The sequence below is a fragment of the Paenibacillus planticolens genome (assembly GCF_013141725.1).
Classification (GTDB): Bacteria; Bacillota; Bacilli; order Paenibacillales; family NBRC-103111; genus Paenibacillus_E; species Paenibacillus_E planticolens.
The window spans coordinates 65,214-82,281 of sequence record NZ_WHNZ01000086.1 but is presented as its reverse complement, the minus strand read 5'-3'; the positions used below and the strand labels follow the sequence as shown (position 1 = coordinate 82,281).

General features: G+C 46.9%; 12 protein-coding genes. All 12 read right to left on the bottom strand.

What is annotated here, in order from left to right:
• Window positions 1-23: 23 nt before the first annotated feature.
• The 12 genes from GC097_RS33075 to GC097_RS33020 all read right to left on the bottom strand — a co-directional run bounded on the left by GC097_RS33075 (window position 24) and on the right by GC097_RS33020 (window position 17,036).
• Window positions 24-1,184 (bottom strand): YhgE/Pip domain-containing protein, encoded by a 1,161-nt coding sequence (locus GC097_RS33075; protein WP_171687515.1) that lies wholly within the window; start codon window positions 1,182-1,184, stop codon window positions 24-26.
• Window positions 1,185-1,406: 222 nt separating this feature from the next.
• Entirely contained in the window at window positions 1,407-2,564 is a 1,158-nt protein-coding gene (locus GC097_RS33070; RefSeq protein ID WP_171687514.1) for an enolase C-terminal domain-like protein, read from the bottom strand.
• 33 nt (window positions 2,565-2,597) lie between these two features.
• Complete coding sequence (locus GC097_RS33065) at window positions 2,598-4,895, bottom strand: helix-turn-helix domain-containing protein (protein WP_171687513.1); 2,298 nt, start codon at window positions 4,893-4,895, stop codon at window positions 2,598-2,600.
• 82 nt (window positions 4,896-4,977) lie between these two features.
• Entirely contained in the window at window positions 4,978-6,486 is a 1,509-nt protein-coding gene (locus GC097_RS33060) for an extracellular solute-binding protein (RefSeq protein ID WP_246294600.1), read from the bottom strand.
• 33 nt (window positions 6,487-6,519) lie between these two features.
• Window positions 6,520-7,395 (bottom strand): carbohydrate ABC transporter permease, encoded by an 876-nt coding sequence (locus GC097_RS33055; RefSeq protein ID WP_171687512.1) that lies wholly within the window; start codon window positions 7,393-7,395, stop codon window positions 6,520-6,522.
• A gap of 15 nt (window positions 7,396-7,410) precedes the next feature.
• Window positions 7,411-8,376, bottom strand: a complete 966-nt coding sequence (locus tag GC097_RS33050; RefSeq protein ID WP_171687511.1) for an ABC transporter permease — start codon at window positions 8,374-8,376, stop codon at window positions 7,411-7,413.
• 783 nt (window positions 8,377-9,159) lie between these two features.
• Window positions 9,160-10,473 (bottom strand): Gfo/Idh/MocA family protein, encoded by a 1,314-nt coding sequence (locus GC097_RS33045; protein ID WP_171687510.1) that lies wholly within the window; start codon window positions 10,471-10,473, stop codon window positions 9,160-9,162.
• A gap of 63 nt (window positions 10,474-10,536) precedes the next feature.
• A complete protein-coding gene (locus GC097_RS33040) occupies window positions 10,537-12,087 on the bottom strand; it encodes an extracellular solute-binding protein (protein ID WP_171687509.1) in 1,551 nt (516 codons plus the stop codon).
• Window positions 12,088-12,131: 44 nt separating this feature from the next.
• Window positions 12,132-13,001 (bottom strand): carbohydrate ABC transporter permease, encoded by an 870-nt coding sequence (locus GC097_RS33035; protein ID WP_246294599.1) that lies wholly within the window; start codon window positions 12,999-13,001, stop codon window positions 12,132-12,134.
• Window positions 13,002-13,019: 18 nt separating this feature from the next.
• Window positions 13,020-13,982 (bottom strand): ABC transporter permease, encoded by a 963-nt coding sequence (locus GC097_RS33030; protein WP_281364432.1) that lies wholly within the window; start codon window positions 13,980-13,982, stop codon window positions 13,020-13,022.
• Window positions 13,983-14,160: 178 nt separating this feature from the next.
• A complete protein-coding gene (locus GC097_RS33025; RefSeq protein WP_171687508.1) occupies window positions 14,161-15,225 on the bottom strand; it encodes a response regulator in 1,065 nt (354 codons plus the stop codon).
• Between the two features lie 23 nt (window positions 15,226-15,248).
• A complete protein-coding gene (locus tag GC097_RS33020; RefSeq protein ID WP_171687507.1) occupies window positions 15,249-17,036 on the bottom strand; it encodes a sensor histidine kinase in 1,788 nt (595 codons plus the stop codon).
• Between the last annotated feature and the right edge of the window lie 32 nt (window positions 17,037-17,068).

Here is a 17,068-nt window from a genome sequence, read left to right as displayed (position 1 = left end):
CAGCGCCCTCCTTGCATACAAAATTACACGGCTTGCGAGCGATGTCCAGCGGCAGGTGCCTTCACTTTTTTCAAAGACACGACCACAATATCAATAACTAGAGCAATAGCCGCAATCAGAAACAGGAATCCGGCTTCTTTACCCACGCCAGGACCGCCGAACAAAATATTCATCAAACCGTTCACCGCATAAGTAGCCGGGAAGGCATTGCTTAAGGAATGATAGAAACTCGACAGAAGCTCCCTTGGTACGATAGCTCCGGAGGACACTAATTGAAGGGACAACATCGCGATGTTAAATAGCATACCTGCGTTCCCAAACAAAGTCAAAAACATTTGAGCAACGAACGCAAAAGTAAGCAGGAATAAGGATTCGAACGACCATAGTGCGAAAAATCCTTTCTCCACATGACCGCCCAAAGCAACAACCATCGTCGCGCTGATAAGTCCGACAACCACTGCGGCGATAACGGTCAGCACCATGCGTGCGGCCATTTTACTCATTTTATTAACCGATGCGCCGAGAATGGTCGTAGAAACGCTAAAGTTCATCCCCATGATCATCGTTCCTACGATAGAAGCAAGCACAAGCATCATCGGAAGCATCTGATTCGGCATATCTTTCACTTTATTCGTACTTTGAATATCCGAGGTTACTTTACTAGCGAGCCCTTGGGCGATTTGCCCTGCTTGCTCTGCCGGCAGATTCGGGTTCATTTGAGTCAATACCGCAGATGCTCCTGCAGCCACAGCTTCCTTGTTCACAGTTGCTGTTACATTTCCTGCTACCGCCTGCATCACAGACTTTGTCATCGACGGATTGGATTCATTAATTGTATACGTAATTGGAGCTGTTTGACCCGGTGTTTGAAGCTTTTTAGAAAAATCAGCCGAAATATGCATAACCATCTGCACGTCACGATTGTTAAGCATGTCTTGCGCCTTATCATTGGAGTCTACTTGTTCCGTCTGAAAAGGCAGATTCGCTTTTAAGTTGGTTGCCACTGTCTTCCCCAAACCTTGATCTTCATTCACAATGGCGATCTTCAAATTCTTCGTGTTATCAGACACGCCTGCGTAGCCAGTCATCCAAATCAAACTGAATAACAGCTGGAACGTAATAGCTGTAATAATTCCGACCTTCGTCGTGCCTTGCTTAAAAAATGCGCCTAATGCTTGTTTCATATGTACCACTCCCACTGAAATTTAAATGATCGTTTTAATTAAACGTTTGTTTAAATTATAGATCGGCTCTTGCATGCTGTCAATGGAAAAAGAGTTAAGCCGTTGGCTCCTGAAGAGTCCTACTTAGTGAGGAGTGATGGAGTTTATCGGACGCAAAAAAGCCGTCGGCCATACCGACAGCTACTTGATTTAAGTATACATTTTTCCTAAATATCTCTAAAATTAAATTGCTTCCAATTTGCTGTAATCCCTGCTGCAAGTCCTTAGTTGCTTCTCATCCATCGTAAGGCCGAAGCCCGGCGATCGACCACTCATACTTACACGCCCATCAGCTGTCCTGTACGTATCCTGAGCAGTGACGCAGGCGTCGAAAGCATCGGACTCACCCGGCTTCTCCAGCGCCTCGACCCAATCAGCCGATAATCCGATTGCGATCTGTTGCCAGACGGTACAAGCCGGGCCGACCAGACTGTCGTCACCGATCATGAGACGGGCACCGAACCCGCGGATCTTGCGGGCTAGCTCTACGGCATGAATCAGGGAGCCGGCACAGCCCGGATGAATATTATAGATGCCGCCCATGCCTGTGACGGCTAGACGCACAGCATCGACCGCCGGCCGCAACGGAGCATCCGGCAACAGCTCAAGAACGCCTACCTGGCGCTGCAGTTCAACCCATTGTGGTACAGTCAGGTTAGCCGGGTCTTCGCAGGCATTCAAGCCAGCCTCTTGCAAGACACGCAACGCCACCACGATTCCATCAAGACTGTCGTCGCTCTTCTTCGGCCGATACCCATCATTCACATCCCCAATGATGAATGTCTCCTGGCCCATGATGCCGCGGGCCGCCTCAATAACCTTCTTATCTAGCTGAGTGTCTCCGAACAGCTTAACCTTTACGTGAGTTCGATAGCCTTGATGCCAAGATTCTTGGGCGCGCTCCCGAACTTTCTCAGGGTCTTTTTCCAGAATACAAAACAGCCCCGGGACAGGCTCCTTGCCGTCAAGCTCCAGCAGTTCGAGGGCGGACTGACCGAGCAGTTGGCCTGCAAGATCCAGCAGCGCCATCTCCACCATTTCTGCTCGCTTAGAGCCCAGCTCTACAAGACGGCTCATAACGGTTCGAACCGCTTCCCCGATCGTCATCCCGATCAGATCCTGCAGCGGATTGAGCCATTCATTCAAATCCAGCTCCTCGCGGTTAATCGCCATGATATTTTCTCCCCAGCCGCCTCGATCCCCAGCCGCAATGCGGATAAATCCGTGGATGCGATTGGTCCACGCCCCATGGCTGAATTGCCGCTGAACGTTTACATCATATCGGTAAAGCTCAATTGAGCGGATCGGATCGGTCACCTGATCCAGACGTTCCATGATCATGTTAGATTCTGCTCCCTTCTTCCCCCGACGGGGCTACAGTTTATGGTGTTCGCGAAAATCCTTCGGCGTCATGCCCTCCATTTTCTTGAAAATCCGATTGAAATACGTTGGCTGATAGCCAATCTGCACGGCGATCTCCTGCATCTTAAGCTCGGAACCAATCAGCAGCTCTTTGGCTCGGTCCAGCCTCGTCTTGGTCAAGTAGTCGACGAAATACACGCCTGTCACCTGCATGAACAGCTTGCTCAGCCCCGACGAAGAGATCCCTAGCCGGTCGGCGCACAAGTCCAGCGAGATATCCGTTCGGTATTCGGAACGGATCATCCCGACCACCCTCTCAACCAGCATGCGAGCTCTGTCATTCTGATGATGCGTCAATTCCGCTATCAGCGGTTCCATGATCCTTCCGACGAACCAATCTTGCATTTCGTCACTGTCCTTCAGCGCCAGCAGCTCCGCATAGAGCTGCCCCCAATCGAATAAGGAGCCTGCCTGCATCACATCCGACTTCATCAGAGCCCCCTGCATCGCTCCTAACAGCCTGAGGCTTCCCTGCTGCAAGACCAGTTCCAACTCCGCCTGCACCTTCAGCTCCAGATAGAACTCGCCTAATAGCCGGCGGCTCTCTTCACCTAGCCCGCTTAACATTGCGTGGATCAGGTCTTGTTCCAGTGTAAACGGGTATCTCGACTCCGCATGCACGCCCATCGGTTCGTTCAGGTCGATAATTTGATTCGGCACATCCAGCTTTCTGTGCCGCAGCGCCTGCTGCACTTCTGCCCAAACGATTGGAATGCGACTGATGGCAGACACCGTCTGACCCAGACCGATTACGGTATTCATCTTCAGAATGCGGTGCAAGCTCTGGCCAATTTCTGAAGCCATTTGCTTCAGGCGTTCGGCTACCTCAGCAGGGGATGCCTCTCGAGGAAACATGATGAACAAGCCAACAGACAAGTCGTGCAGGTTCATGACGGATACATTGTCACTCCCCGTCAGTTCTTCAATGATGTTCACTGCTGCAAACGTAACGAGTGGCTGTTCATCCTCGCGAAAGGACCCCTGCAGCCGATAGAAGCCTAGCAATTGCACAACTATAACGACGAATTGCTGGCCATCCGGCTCCCACCCGTACTGCTCCATGCGCTGCCTGATCTCCGGCTCCCGCAGCAGCTGCAGGTGACCCTGCACCAATTGCAGCAGGAACCCCATCCGCAGCGAGGAGTGTTGATTTTCCAGCCGAGACTGCAGTAAATGACTTTCTGTACTCAAGTTCCGCCACTGCTCTTCGATAAACTGGATCTCGTCCTTAGGAACGAGCAGCGGATCGGTCCCAACCGGAGAGATCAACGTACGGAGCAGCCGATGAATGGGCTGGACGAGTCGGACAGACGCATACCAGGAGCTGAGCAGAACAAACAGCAGACTAACCAGCCCTACTGCCATGATCAGCCGGGATACGATCAAAATCGGTTTCAGAAATTCGGAGAGCGGCACCGCCGACACAAGTTCCCAACCAGTAACAGGTATAGTTGCCGTCGATACGATATACAACTCGTTGTCCCAGCTCCAGCGGAAAGAAGCGGACTTGTCCTGCTTGCCGTTTATTTCTTGGACTAATTCCTCGTTCATTCTCAAGACGGCAGGCGAAAACAGATCGCGTGACATTAGCGCTCCTTCCCTGCTGAGTATGAAAGCTGTGCCACCCAAGCTAGGGTCAAAGCCAGCCAGATTCAGCAGCTGCTTCTCATTGATTCGGGCCATGATCGAACCGAAGGGCTCGCCGATGACCGGCAGCTTGTGTATGACGAACAGCCCTTCCAGGGCAGGCGCCTGGAGCACGCGCCAAAATAATCGCTCCTTGACCGTAAGCAGCTCGTGGTATGGCTTTGCTCCACTGTCCACCAGTTTGTGAATCCCTTGACTGTCCGAGATGATGCGAGGCGGGCTCTCCAGATACACAAAGACTTGATCGATTAGCGCACTGCTGTTGTTCAAGACGGTCAGAGATTCAAAGAAATCCTTGCTGAACGCATAATTATCTTTAAAATCGATGCCTCTCAGCTTATCGCTCATCAGCGGATTCAGCGTCCACTGGTTCATGCCGACTTGCAAATGTCCCAATGCGTCGCTGACCTGTTTAACCGTGTAGTCAAGCTGCAGCTTATGCGTCCGTTCGACTTCACGTTCAATATAGCTGACCCCAATATAATAACTGCTAGCTGCAATAAGGAGGGTAGGTATGGTTGTGACCATCAAAATGAGCAGCAAGCTCCGCCGGAATGTATGTCCCCGATATGATAGTAATCCCTTCCCAATCCGCTTCTTCATGCTCACCCATCCCAACGTGTATGCTCGTACAGGAAACGAGCTCCTGAGCTAATGTCTCAAGAGCCGCTTCCTGCTGATTTCCTTACTTTTTCCCTGCTATTCTCTTCTGGTAAGAATCGTTTACTTCCTTAATGATATTCTGGAAATTGTCGTCCTTAGACAGATTCTTCACGAAATCGTCCCAAGCACTGATCGGCTCCTTACCCATCACGATCTTAACCCGCAGATCATCCACCTTTTTATCGATCTCAGCACCGAACTTGCTCGCTGCTTCCGAGTATAGCCCATTGCCGATATCTCCGACGAGATATGGCACCCGAGCATCGACGATCTTCTTATTGCGTTCAAAGACATCGGCAGGCATGCCCGTTCTGTAAGCCCACAGGTACTTCTCATCCCGACTGAAGATTTTCCCCAGCGCACTTTGGGAGACGATATCTTTCTTCGCCTGTTCTGTCGCCAGCTTGATGCCATCCTTCTCTGTATAGTGAACATCCTTGAAGCCGTACCAAGCCAGATCCGTGCCTTCCTGGGACGAACCATAATCCATCAATTGCAGAATGGTCTTCAGCTTCTCCTCGGACACTTTCTTCGGTATCAGGAAAATGCCATTAAAGCCCCGCCATTGATACGCCATCTTCTTGCCCTCAGGGCTGATCAAATACGTCATCGGCAGAAAGTCCGCATTAGGAATCGTCTTCCGAAGCTCTTCCGTCGGACGCCAGGAAGCTTCTACTGTATCGACCCACATGCCGGCCTTGTTGCCCTTGGCCATATCTTCGAACTGGCTAAGCTTGAGCACCGCAAAATCCTCAGGAATAACCTTCTCATCGTACAGCTTCTTCTCGAACAAAAGCGCATCACGGGTTTGCGGCTCCAGGTAAATATGGGCCAGTTTGCCGTCCTTCAGCTTCCACTTGCCCTGCGTCGAGTTGAACAGCGGCTCGAACAGGAAGGAGCCTTGGTTGCCTGCAAGTCCATATGTGTCCTGCCTTCCGTTGCCGTCAGGATCGTTATAGGTAAAGGCCTTCATTGTTTCAAATAACTCATCGGTCGTCTGCGGCATTTTCAGACCGAGCTTATCCAACCAGTCTTTGCGAATATTGATAAAAGACCAGCCTCCCATAGGACGAACCGCCGGAATACCATAATTTTTACCATCCTGCATTCTGGAATTCTCCCATACCGCGGACGGGTAAGCTGCCAGGTTCGGGTAAGCTTTCACCCGCTCTGGCGTCAACTCCCAGAACGCTCCTTCTTTGGCCATCTGCATGACTAGCGGGTCAAAAGGGTCCATGACGAACATCAGATCTGGGATATCACCGGAGGCTAGCGTTACTTTCGTTTTTTCCGCATAGTTATTGGAAGATACCCATTGAATATTTAACTTCGTATTCGTGCGCTTGCCGATTTCCTGAACGATTACATTGTCCGCGCCCGGCGGCTCCGGCGTACTGAAGTTGGTCATGATGGAGATCTCAGTTGTCTTTTGGGACGCTTTGCCGCCATCTCCCCCACAGCCTGATAGCGCCACGGCCGCAGCCGTCAATAGGATTGTGCTTTTTACTATACCATGTTTTTGATATTTCAATTGGAGAACCCCCTATAATATTCGAATGTTTCGTTACCCTTTGATCGAACCAACCATGACACCCTTGGCGAAATGCTTTTGCAGAAACGGATAGACGAATAAAATAGGGACCGTCGCGATGACAACAGCAGCCATTTTAAGTGTTTCTGGAGGAATCGACTGCTCGGTCATCAGCTCCTGCGCAGCGCCTCCACCCGCAGCTGTCGAGGAATCGATCAGCATGTTCTGAAGCAGTACTTGCAGGGGCCACTTGGACGAGTCTGTGATATACAGTACAGCCGAGAAGAAGGTATTCCAGTAGGCAACTGCGTAGAAGAGGCCGAAGGCCGCCAACGATGGCAAGGATAGTGGCAAAATGATTCGGAACCAAATGCCGAGATCATTGCAACCGTCCATCTGGGCCGCTTCTTCCAGACTGTCCGGGATACTGTCGAAGAAGCCCTTCATTAGAATCACATACCAACCGCTTGTCAGCACAGGAATAATAAGTGCCCAGATGCTATTAATCAAATGCAGATCGCGCACAAGCAAATACGGTGGAATCATTCCCGGATTAAAAAGTGTCGTCAACAGAATTAATAATAGAATCGCTCGGCGGGCTGGCATTCTACGGCGTGACAAGGCATAAGACAGTGCCGCCGTGATAACCAGACTGCAGATTGTGCCGACAATAGCCAGAAATCCACTGATCATCGTAGCGCTTAGGAACGCCTTCGTCGATAACAAATATTGATAAGAGGCCAGAGACCAATCGGAGGGAAACAATCTTAACCCTCCCTTTAAATATTCCGACGGGCTCATAAACGAGACGACAACCACATAATAAAGCGGGAACAACGTTATTAGCCCGATTAACGACAACACCACGTAGTTAAAAACCGGAAAGAGGTCCTTTGTGCTCTTTCTCATCCTGCATCCCCTTCCTTAATACACGCCTTCTTCGCCAAAGCGTTTGGCCAGTTTGTTGGCGATTACAACCAGCACAAGCCCCACCACAGACTTGAAAAGCCCGACAGCCGTACTGAAACTGAACTGGCCTTGTTGTATTCCGAGGCGATAGACATACGTATCGAAGACCTCGCTCACATTCGATACCGCCCCATTGCCCATGAGGAACACTTGCTCGAATCCGACATCCATAATATTACCAATTCGCAATATGAGTAAAATTAGGATCACGTTGCGGATTCCTGGCAGCGTAATATGCCAAATTTGCCGCAGTCGTTTTGCCCCATCAATCTTGGCAGCTTCGTACAATTGCGTATCCAACCCGGCCATAGCTGCAAGAAAGATGATTGTGCCCCATCCCGCTTCCTTCCAGATCGATTGTACCGTAAGTAATATCCAGAAGACTTTAGGGTTTGTCAGGAAATCAACTTTGCTGAATCCCACATACATAAACAGGTTGTTGATTGCACCATCGGTGCGCGATAACATTAAAAAGGTGATCCCCACAATAATGACCCAGGAAAGGAAGTGGGGCAAATACACGATGGACTGAATCAGCTTTTTGAAGGATTTGCCCATTACCTCATTCAGCAGCAAAGCAACGATAATCGGCAGTGGAAAGTAGAAAACCAGATTCATCAAGTTGATCGCCATCGTGTTGCGGAACAGTTGCATAAAGTCCGGGTTTGAGAAAAAACGGATAAAGTGCTCCAGCCCTACCCAATCGCTGTGAAGCACCCCCTTGTAAGGAGAATAATTCTGAAAAGCAATAATTATCCCCCACATGGGTACATATTTGAACAAGATCATGAAAAGGATACCCGGCATTGCTAACAGATACAGATATTTATCCCGTTTTATGATAGCCCACATTCGAGATCGCTGCTTGGCTGTAGGAGTCCTGATCTCCGAGGGGATAGGATGACTATATTCACGGCTCATTCTTTTATTTTACACCTCCCCACTTCTCTTGCGTTCGAGTTGATACCCCTAGCCTACGAGAACAGCCTTCTTGCGGCAATTGGACTTTTTTTCTCTGGGAAATTTCTCAACTTTCCTTTTTTTTCAGAACATCAACCGCACTCTCGCCTGTAAGCTCTCCTGCAAATACAAAAATACCGTCAAAGTGTCTCAAAGACAAACTGACGGTATTTTTCTTTTTTCTTTATATGGACAAGTAGTGTTCAACAACTGAGTCGTGCTGGTACGAAACCACAATTCGCCGATCTGTGTTACTTAAAGTGTATGCGGAAGTTACTTAACCAAACTTTCCGACGAGCATAGGGGATTAAATTGCGAAGACCTTGTTCATCAATATCAGCTCGCCCTAGTTCGTGGTCTATATTTTCATGATCAATGTAATGCTCAAGATTGTCTATTTCCTCTAATAAGAAAGGATTAATTAGATGACACGATAGTGCTAATTCTCCCATGTTACAAATATAGCGATATACGCATCACTCATGGCGAATATGAAGTTTGGGCCGTCGCTAATTTTGATGTCTCAGAGAACAATTCTAATACAAAGCATGAATTGTCGACCCAAAAGCAAGCTCTGATTATTAAATAGAACGTCTAGATAGCATGCATGTTGTAGTCTCCTTGGTTTTGCTATGGACCCGTTCGCTGGCAAGCATCTGGGGCCCATAAACATCATACCAAGGAGACTCTTTCATTCAAATCTCATTGCCTGTTAATGAAGCACACTTTATTTCTCTTCTTCCCTTACAAAGCCCCAATCTCCACAATTCTGTTTTCCCGCCGGGAACACTCTGCAGAAAATCCGATGAGATGCCCATATACGGATTTCTCTAAAGAAGTGCTTGATATCGAAGGCTTTTCCCCTCGCAGCACACGCACGAAATCATTCACGAGCAGTAAATCTCCCCCACCGTGACTGTCGTTGGTTACATTTACGGTTACGCGCTCCTCTGTGTATTCATGCCCAGCACGGGCATCGGGGTGTCGGACTACAAATGAACCATCTTCCAAAGTTCCCTGAATTTCTCCCTTCGTCCCGACGATGAATAGCGTTCTACATGGTTTGGAAGTCCCCCCGATCATACTGTGCGTAGCCGTTGAGCCATTCTCGAATTCCACGATAACGGATTGGCGGTCGACGACATCGTTGTCGCAATGCCAGACGCATCGGCCATACGGACTGCTTGTACGCAGGATATCCAGCTTTTCCTCTTCCGTCGGCGCTATCCCGAAGTAGTCGTTTTCCCAAACGTAGAAGCCCCAGCGCCCTTGTTCAATGTAATGCTTTTTAGCCGAATAAGGACAGCTTTCTTCGATCTTGCAGTCGACCAGGCAGCGTTTTCCCGAGCCTTCAGGTGCATTTTCAGCTTTAAAATGCATGAGACCTCCGAAGCTGCTTACTCTCGTTGGTCTTATTTCGCCCGTCATCCAACTAATAATATCTAAGTCATGACAGCATTTCGCCATCAGCATAGATGATTTGCATGTTTCTTTGGAGTTCCACTTCCCCCTAATGAAGGAAGCCGCCATATGATGATAACTAACATGTTCCGCCGTTTGAATATTGACGACTTCTCCGATGTCGCCCGCTTCAATTCTTTTGCGAATTTCCGCATAGAATGGGGCATACCGCAATACATGGCAGATCATCACAATGCGGTTATGTTCTTTCGCTTTTTGATGCAGCACATAAATTTCTTCTTCGGTCGTTCCTATTGGTTTCTCCAATAGCACATGATAGCCGGCCTCAAGCAGCGGAATCGTCGTTTGGATATGAAGATGGTCCATTGTTCCGTTGATTGCCGCTTCCGAAATCCGAGGCCCCGCGACCAGCTGCTCCACCGATTCAAAGCAGCATTCGGACGTAAGGCCGAATTTATCTGCAGTCAGTTGTCTGCGAACAGGATCAGGTTCAACGATACCAACGATACGCAGCTGATCCGGATGTTTAGTAGCATAAGAAGCATAGAGCAGACTACGATGTCCGGCACCTACGATTACCGCCGTTATAGGCTGGCCGTTTGTGAAATTCCCATTGAGCTGATTGGTATGATTCAAAGTGATTACCCCCTGATAATTAAAGATGCTCCCTCCATCTAAGGAAAGGAGGGAGCCATCATCTTACTTTTTATTTTTTGCGTTGTACCATTCCGTTGCTTCTTTAATGATTTGGTCCCCGCCACGCTTTTTCCAGTCCTCTACGAACTTATCAAAGCTGTCGATCGGTTCTTTGCCGGTCATGATTTTGGCAGCTGTCTCCATCCACAAACCGTTTTTGCCAAGCTCTGGCTTCGACTGCAAGGTAGGCGGTATCGGCATATCCACCCCATCGTCTTGACGACCTTCGCTTTTAGCGATTTGAATCGCGTTTGCGATGATATCCCCGTCCTTACGCCCCTTCATAAAGGATTCATTCGCCAAATAGGAAGGCCCTACCAAGCGCAGGAACATAAGATGCATATTTTCTCTGTTGATCTCATCCGGATTTGTCGGATATTTATAATTCACTTTCCCATTATCCAGCGTATAATCTTCGCCTTCCAAGCCGTAATCAAGGAATTTCTGAGCTTCGTCCGAATAAAACCAGTTCAAGAATTTAATGGCTTCTTCCGGGTGTTTGTTCGATTTCGGGATCGACCATGCCATATTGACAGGGGAACCGATCATCAGACCCCCTTTGCCATCTGGGCCTGTGGGAGCAGGAATATTAATGACATCCGCATTAGAGTCACCCTGCTTGACTTCCGAGCGCCATTTATCCGGATACCCTGGATCATGCACAAACATGCCAACCCTAGCAGCTCCTTTGATTTTAGCGTCCCAATCCTTCCCTTGCTGAACGAAAATTTCGTTATCCATTAGTTGTTCTTGGTATAACTTACGGTGCAGCTCCAGGGCTTGCTTCATTTGCGGTCGAATAAAGTTCGGGATTAACTGGTTGTTTTCATATTTCCATCCTCCCGGAATCGCATCATAGGCAGCGAAGAACACTTCGCTAAAAGCGAAATTTTGTCGACCTGAGAATGGAATCTCATCCGCTTTTCCGTTTCCGTTCGGATCTTTCTCTTTAAACGCTTTCAACATGTCCACATATTCGTCGATGGTTTTCGGCGTTTTCAAGTTCAGCTTTTGGAGCCAATCATTTCGTACATAAACGACCTGTGTATTCCGTATATAGTTCTCGAGTGGAATGGCATAAATCTTTCCGTTATTACTAACCATAGGTGAATCCCACGTCGTTTGTGAAATATTCTTTTTCAGATTAGGGCCGTATTTGTCAATCAAATCGTTCAACTCGTAAAATGCGCCATTGTTTACAGCTGGGGCCACCTCGGGAGAGTTAACGCCATTGATCTGAAGAAGGTCTGGAAGGTCCCCTGCGGCCAAAAGCAAGGTGAGTTTCTTATTGAATTCCTGGTGAGGAATAAGTTCAAACTTGACATCTGTCTTGGACAGCTCCCGGAGCTTCCTCACAAACTTATCTTCGTTAATATTAGGCGATCCTTCCACATAGGGCAGACCCCTCGTTCCCAAAGTAACTTTGACGACTGGAGGCTTTGCAGGCTGCGCAGTTTTACCGCTGTCACCGGTCTCCGCTTTATTTGAACAGCCAATGACCGATCCAACAGCGAGGACTAAACTAAGCCCTGATAGCAAATTCTTTTTCTTCATAAGCATAACGCACTCCCTTTTTTATAGTAGTTGGCATATGAGAACTACCCTTTAAGCGATCCGAGCATTGCTCCTTTAGTGAAATGCTTCTGAATCATCGGGTAAATTAACAACACGGGGACAGTGGCTACGATAATTGTCGCCATTTTAATACCTTCCGCAGACTGTAATGTCATCTGTACGCTTTGCATGACATTAGCCGCATCGTTGTCGACGATGAGCTGTCGCAGCTTGACCTGCAGTGGGTACAGCCCCGGATCTCTTAAATACATGACTGCTGAGAAATACCCGTTCCAATGAGCCACTGCATAAAATAACCCAATCGTGGTCAAGGATGGCAAGGATAACGGCAGGACAATGCTCCAATACGTGCGGTACTCGTTACAGCCATCTATTTTGGCAGCTTCCGTAAGCCCTTCCGGGATGGATTGAAAAAACGAAATCATGATAATCAGGTTAAACGCGCCAATTAAGCCCGGAATCATCAATGCCCATAACGTATTCAACATGCCGAATGACTTCACGAGCAAATACGAAGGAATGATGGGTGCCGTGAAAATCATGCTAAAAAGTACAAGAAGAATGAAGAAAGAACGCCCCTTTAAATCCTTTTTAGCAAGTCCATAAGCCATCGTAGAAGTAAATAGAAGATTAAGCGTCGTTCCCAAAACAGTCACATAGACCGTTATTCCGAATGACTTCCAAATGGCTATATTATTCAGCACGGAGGCATAGTTGGCCAAAGTAAAATCTACGGGAAATATGGTTACGCTTCCTTGTAAGATAGCTTTTCCTCCGCTAAAAGAACCTGCCAATATGTTGACAAAAGGCAGCATCATCACGAGGCCGGTAAGCGCTAAAACGATATAATTCAACGAAACAAACCACTTTCTTGCAGTCCCCATTCCAATCATGAAACACATCCCCCTTCCTCAAAATAGTGAATTGCCACTTAGTTTCTTGCTGAGTTGATTAGCGCCTAATATTAGAATCAGACCAATGACAGATTTAAAAATACCGATTGCGGTAGTGTAGCTAAATTGCGAACCTAGCAAACCCACTTCATAGATGTAAGTGTCGATAATATTCCCTGTGTCTTTGACTAGCGGATTAAGCAGAATATAAATTTGTTCGAAACCCAAATCTAGAATATGCCCGATTCTAAGCAGGAGCAGAACCATAATCGTTGGCATCAACGCCGGTAAAGTAACACTGAATACTTGCCGGAATTTACTGGCTCCATCCATATCCGCAGCTTCATAAAGCTCTGAATTGATGCCTGCAACAGCCGCCAAGTAAATGATCGTGCTCCAACCGACTTCCTTCCAAATCCCCGAAATGACGACTATGCTTCGAAAATATCCCGGCTCTTGCATGAAAAATATTTTCTCAATTCCAAAATTACCGAGCAGTTGATTAATAATGCCATAGTTGGGGGACAAAAAGTTAATTACGAGGCCACCGACAATGACCCATGAAAGAAAATGGGGCAAATAAATGACTGTCTGAACGACCCGCTTAAACATCATCTTGCGTACTTCATTTAAAAGCAGCGCCAAAATAATAGGCGCGGGAAATCCGAAAATGAGTTGATATAAACTAATTAGTATCGTGTTGCGTAAAATACTAAAAAATTCCGGATACGTGAACAGCGCCTCAAAATGCTTGAACCCGACAAACTTGCTGCCCCAAAGCCCCGAAAATACATTGTAATCTTGAAAAGCAATGATGCTTCCAGCTAGAGGGATATATCGAAAGATGATAAAGAACAAGATTCCAGGCAGAATCATGGAATAGATTTGCCAATTCTTGAGCAGGTATCTCTTCTTGCTGTGCGGGACAATGGGGACTCGATAACTTGCGCTGTCCATTTCCGCTAGATTGATCTCGGCCATATGACTCCTCCATGTCTTAACTTTTGATACCCTAATCGTAATCGCTTTCATTCCCTTCGTACATGTCATTTATTTAATAAATTTGTGCTTTTTTCTGTGACTTTTTAAAATACATGACTGAGAAATTTCGTCCTCTGGACATTCAAAAAAAGAAAAGACCTTGCAGGTTCTCAAGGTCCTAGTCGAATCCTATTCTCTTTCTATACTCCCTCGGTGAATAGCCGAAATGTTTTTTAAAGGTTTTCGTAAAATGCGGATAATCGCTATATCCTACCGCGGTCGCCACTTCGTACGTTTTGCAATTCGGGTCCTGAAGAAGCACTTCCTTCGCTTTCTCCATACGAAGACTTGTCAAATATTGCGTAAAACTAACGCCCATTGTCTCTTTGAAAGACTGGCTCGCATAGGACAAAGAGATATGCATCCGTTCGGCAATCACTTGCAAGGATAAATCCTCTTCCATGTAATTCTGCTCAATAAAGGCAACGGCCGTTTTGATGCCTTGAGAGGCGCCATGCTTTCGCTTGTTTTGTATAGCCTTCACATGTTCCATGATGCTTACTTCTAATAATCGCCATGCTTCAGCCGGATCCGACACCTCGTAAAACCTGGCAGATTCGGTCTGATTAACCACTCCGCCGGTCCCCGCGCGTTGCTCTAATTCTTTCTCAATAAACGTCAGCAATTCATAACAAAGATGCTTGAACAAAGTGGTATCTCCCGACTGTTCCCTATATGTACGATGAACGCTGATCAGTTCCTGCTGAATTTCTTTTTCATCCAGATCCCAAATCAAGCTTGCTATGCGGATAGCAATTGTTTTGCAATACCACATCCAGTTGCTTCTTTCCAACAACGCTTTTTGTTTCAAGTCGAGCTTTTCCCGCACCGTTTTCAGAACGTTGTCCAGTACATCTGGCCGAATAGGCTTTAGCAAATACTCCCCAACATCAGAATGGAGCGCTTGCCGGGCATATTCAAACTCCCCATAACCTGAAAGAATCACGATCTCGCATGCCAATTGTCGATTTCTGCATTCCTTGATGAGCTCAAGCCCATCCATAATCGGCATGCTAATATCCGTAATGATTAAATCCGGCTGCGTTTGGCTAATAAGCTCCAATGCCTCCTGCCCATCTTCCGCTTCGCCAACTACGGTAAACCCGTGCTCGCTTTCCGAGATCATTTTGTACAGGCTTCGTTTGATCATGTGCTCGTCATCGACAATAAGTACTTTATACATCACAGATCCTCTCCCCTCTTGTATCATTCCTCCGAAACGCCCGGCAGCATCATTTGAATGACAGTTCCCTGCTCATCTGATTGTATAATTTGCAGACCGTACGGAGGACCGAACAACAAGCGAACCCGTTGATGCACGTTCCAGAGCCCTATACTTGTTAAGGCTTCGTCCATACCTGCTTCTCCAGATGACGTATTCGTGTCATTCATAAAAGAATCGTTATACGCATCCATCGTTTCCCGCTTCATTCCTCTTCCCTTATCAATAATCCGCAAAAGGTAACCGTTCTCATTTCGTTCACTCGTGATCCCGATATAAACCGGCTTCATCCGATGCTTCTCATAACCATGCCGGAAGCTGTTCTCCACCAACGGTTGAATCGTCAACCTTACCGCTTTGGCATGCGTTATCATACTCTTATCGACATCGAAATCAATGTCCAAATACGGAAATCGTTCCTTTTGAATGTCTAAATACGTACGAACATGCTCTAATTCATCCTGCAAATAAACGATTTTCATCGAATCATTAATGCTATACCGAAACAAATCAGCAAGCGCAATAGACATTCGGCTGATAGGAGCAACACCTTCTACGATAGCGTATGAATTAATCATTTCGAGTGTATTATATAGAAAATGGGGATTAATCTGCGATTGGAGCGCTTTCAACATGGATTCTCTCTGTTTGATAACGAGCTCTTTTTCCCTTAATTGTGACGTATGCACTTCATCGATTAGCCTGCGCAGTTCGCGGACCATCTTGTTGAATCCCCGGTAGAGGCTTCCCACTTCATTCCCGTGATGTTCAGGTGCCGTTATAAAAAAGTTGCCGTTTTCCGCACTCCTCATTAATCGCTTAAGCTTAGAAAGTCCGTTTGTCAACGATAGTGAGAAACCGCCAATGATGATGATGACAAGCAGCACTAGCGCAAGTCCTCCCCATATGGTCACATTACGCAAAGAAATTAACTCAGCGGTCAACTCATGAATCGGAACCTGCGAGACAATGATCCAGTCCGTATAGGATGATTTATGAAAAACAAGCAGATCTTTCACATTGTGCTCGGAATGGATAAACGCGCCTTTATCAAGATTCTTTACTTGATTGGAATACCAATCAGGCGCTTTAGCTCCCATCTTCGTTTTGTCCGGATGATAGATCATCTGTCCTTGTGCATCTGCAATCCATAAGAATCCTGTATCGCCGACCTCGATTTGATCTACGATTTCAGATATGACATTCAACCTCAAATCGATAATCAAAACGCCTGATGTTTGGTAGGTCGATGCATCCTTGAACTTGCGGATGATCGTTAAAAGCGGCGTATTGCCTTCCCAGCGAATGCCTAAAAGGGAGTAATTCTCGCTGCTTGGCATGTCCAAATAAGCCTGATACCGCTTCTCCACCATGGATGAGCCCAAACTGGAAACCGAAAGTCCTTGCTTCGAGAAAATTGTAAACGAATACATTTCCGGCCTTCCGAAAACAATCTGCTGCAAAAGCTCATTCTGAATTTTATTCGTAATCATAAATCGTTCAAACGTTTGTTCCGGAGTAAGCGTCATAAATTCCTGGATTAATGGATGCAGAATAAGAGGAAACGTGGTCCGCTCCAGTTCAAGAAAATAATCGTTCAAATGTCCGTTTACTTGCTTAACAATCTGTTCATTGAAATTGATAGCCGATTTCTCTATGAATAAAGTGGATTTGTCGTACCATAATTTACCAAATACTAACAAAGGGATACAGACGAAAAATATAAACAGAGTAATCAATTGGGTACGTATCGATATGTTTATTTTATTCACGTTCTACTCCCTCTCTCTTTCACTCATAGGTA

Excerpts from the sequence above, each read along its gene's own strand:
- GC097_RS33075 (WP_171687515.1), bottom strand. The coding sequence starts at position 1,184 with ATGAAACAAGCATTAGGCGCATTTTTTAAGCAAGGCACGACGAAGGTC.
- GC097_RS33070 (WP_171687514.1), bottom strand. The coding sequence starts at position 2,564 with ATGATCATGGAACGTCTGGATCAGGTGACCGATCCGATCCGCTCAATT.
- GC097_RS33065 (WP_171687513.1), bottom strand. The coding sequence starts at position 4,895 with ATGAAGAAGCGGATTGGGAAGGGATTACTATCATATCGGGGACATACA.
- GC097_RS33055 (WP_171687512.1), bottom strand. The coding sequence starts at position 7,395 with ATGAGAAAGAGCACAAAGGACCTCTTTCCGGTTTTTAACTACGTGGTG.
- GC097_RS33050 (WP_171687511.1), bottom strand. The coding sequence starts at position 8,376 with ATGAGCCGTGAATATAGTCATCCTATCCCCTCGGAGATCAGGACTCCT.
- GC097_RS33040 (WP_171687509.1), bottom strand. The coding sequence starts at position 12,087 with ATGAAGAAAAAGAATTTGCTATCAGGGCTTAGTTTAGTCCTCGCTGTT.
- GC097_RS33035 (WP_246294599.1), bottom strand. The coding sequence starts at position 13,001 with ATGATTGGAATGGGGACTGCAAGAAAGTGGTTTGTTTCGTTGAATTAT.
- GC097_RS33030 (WP_281364432.1), bottom strand. The coding sequence starts at position 13,982 with ATGGCCGAGATCAATCTAGCGGAAATGGACAGCGCAAGTTATCGAGTC.
- GC097_RS33025 (WP_171687508.1), bottom strand. The coding sequence starts at position 15,225 with ATGTATAAAGTACTTATTGTCGATGACGAGCACATGATCAAACGAAGC.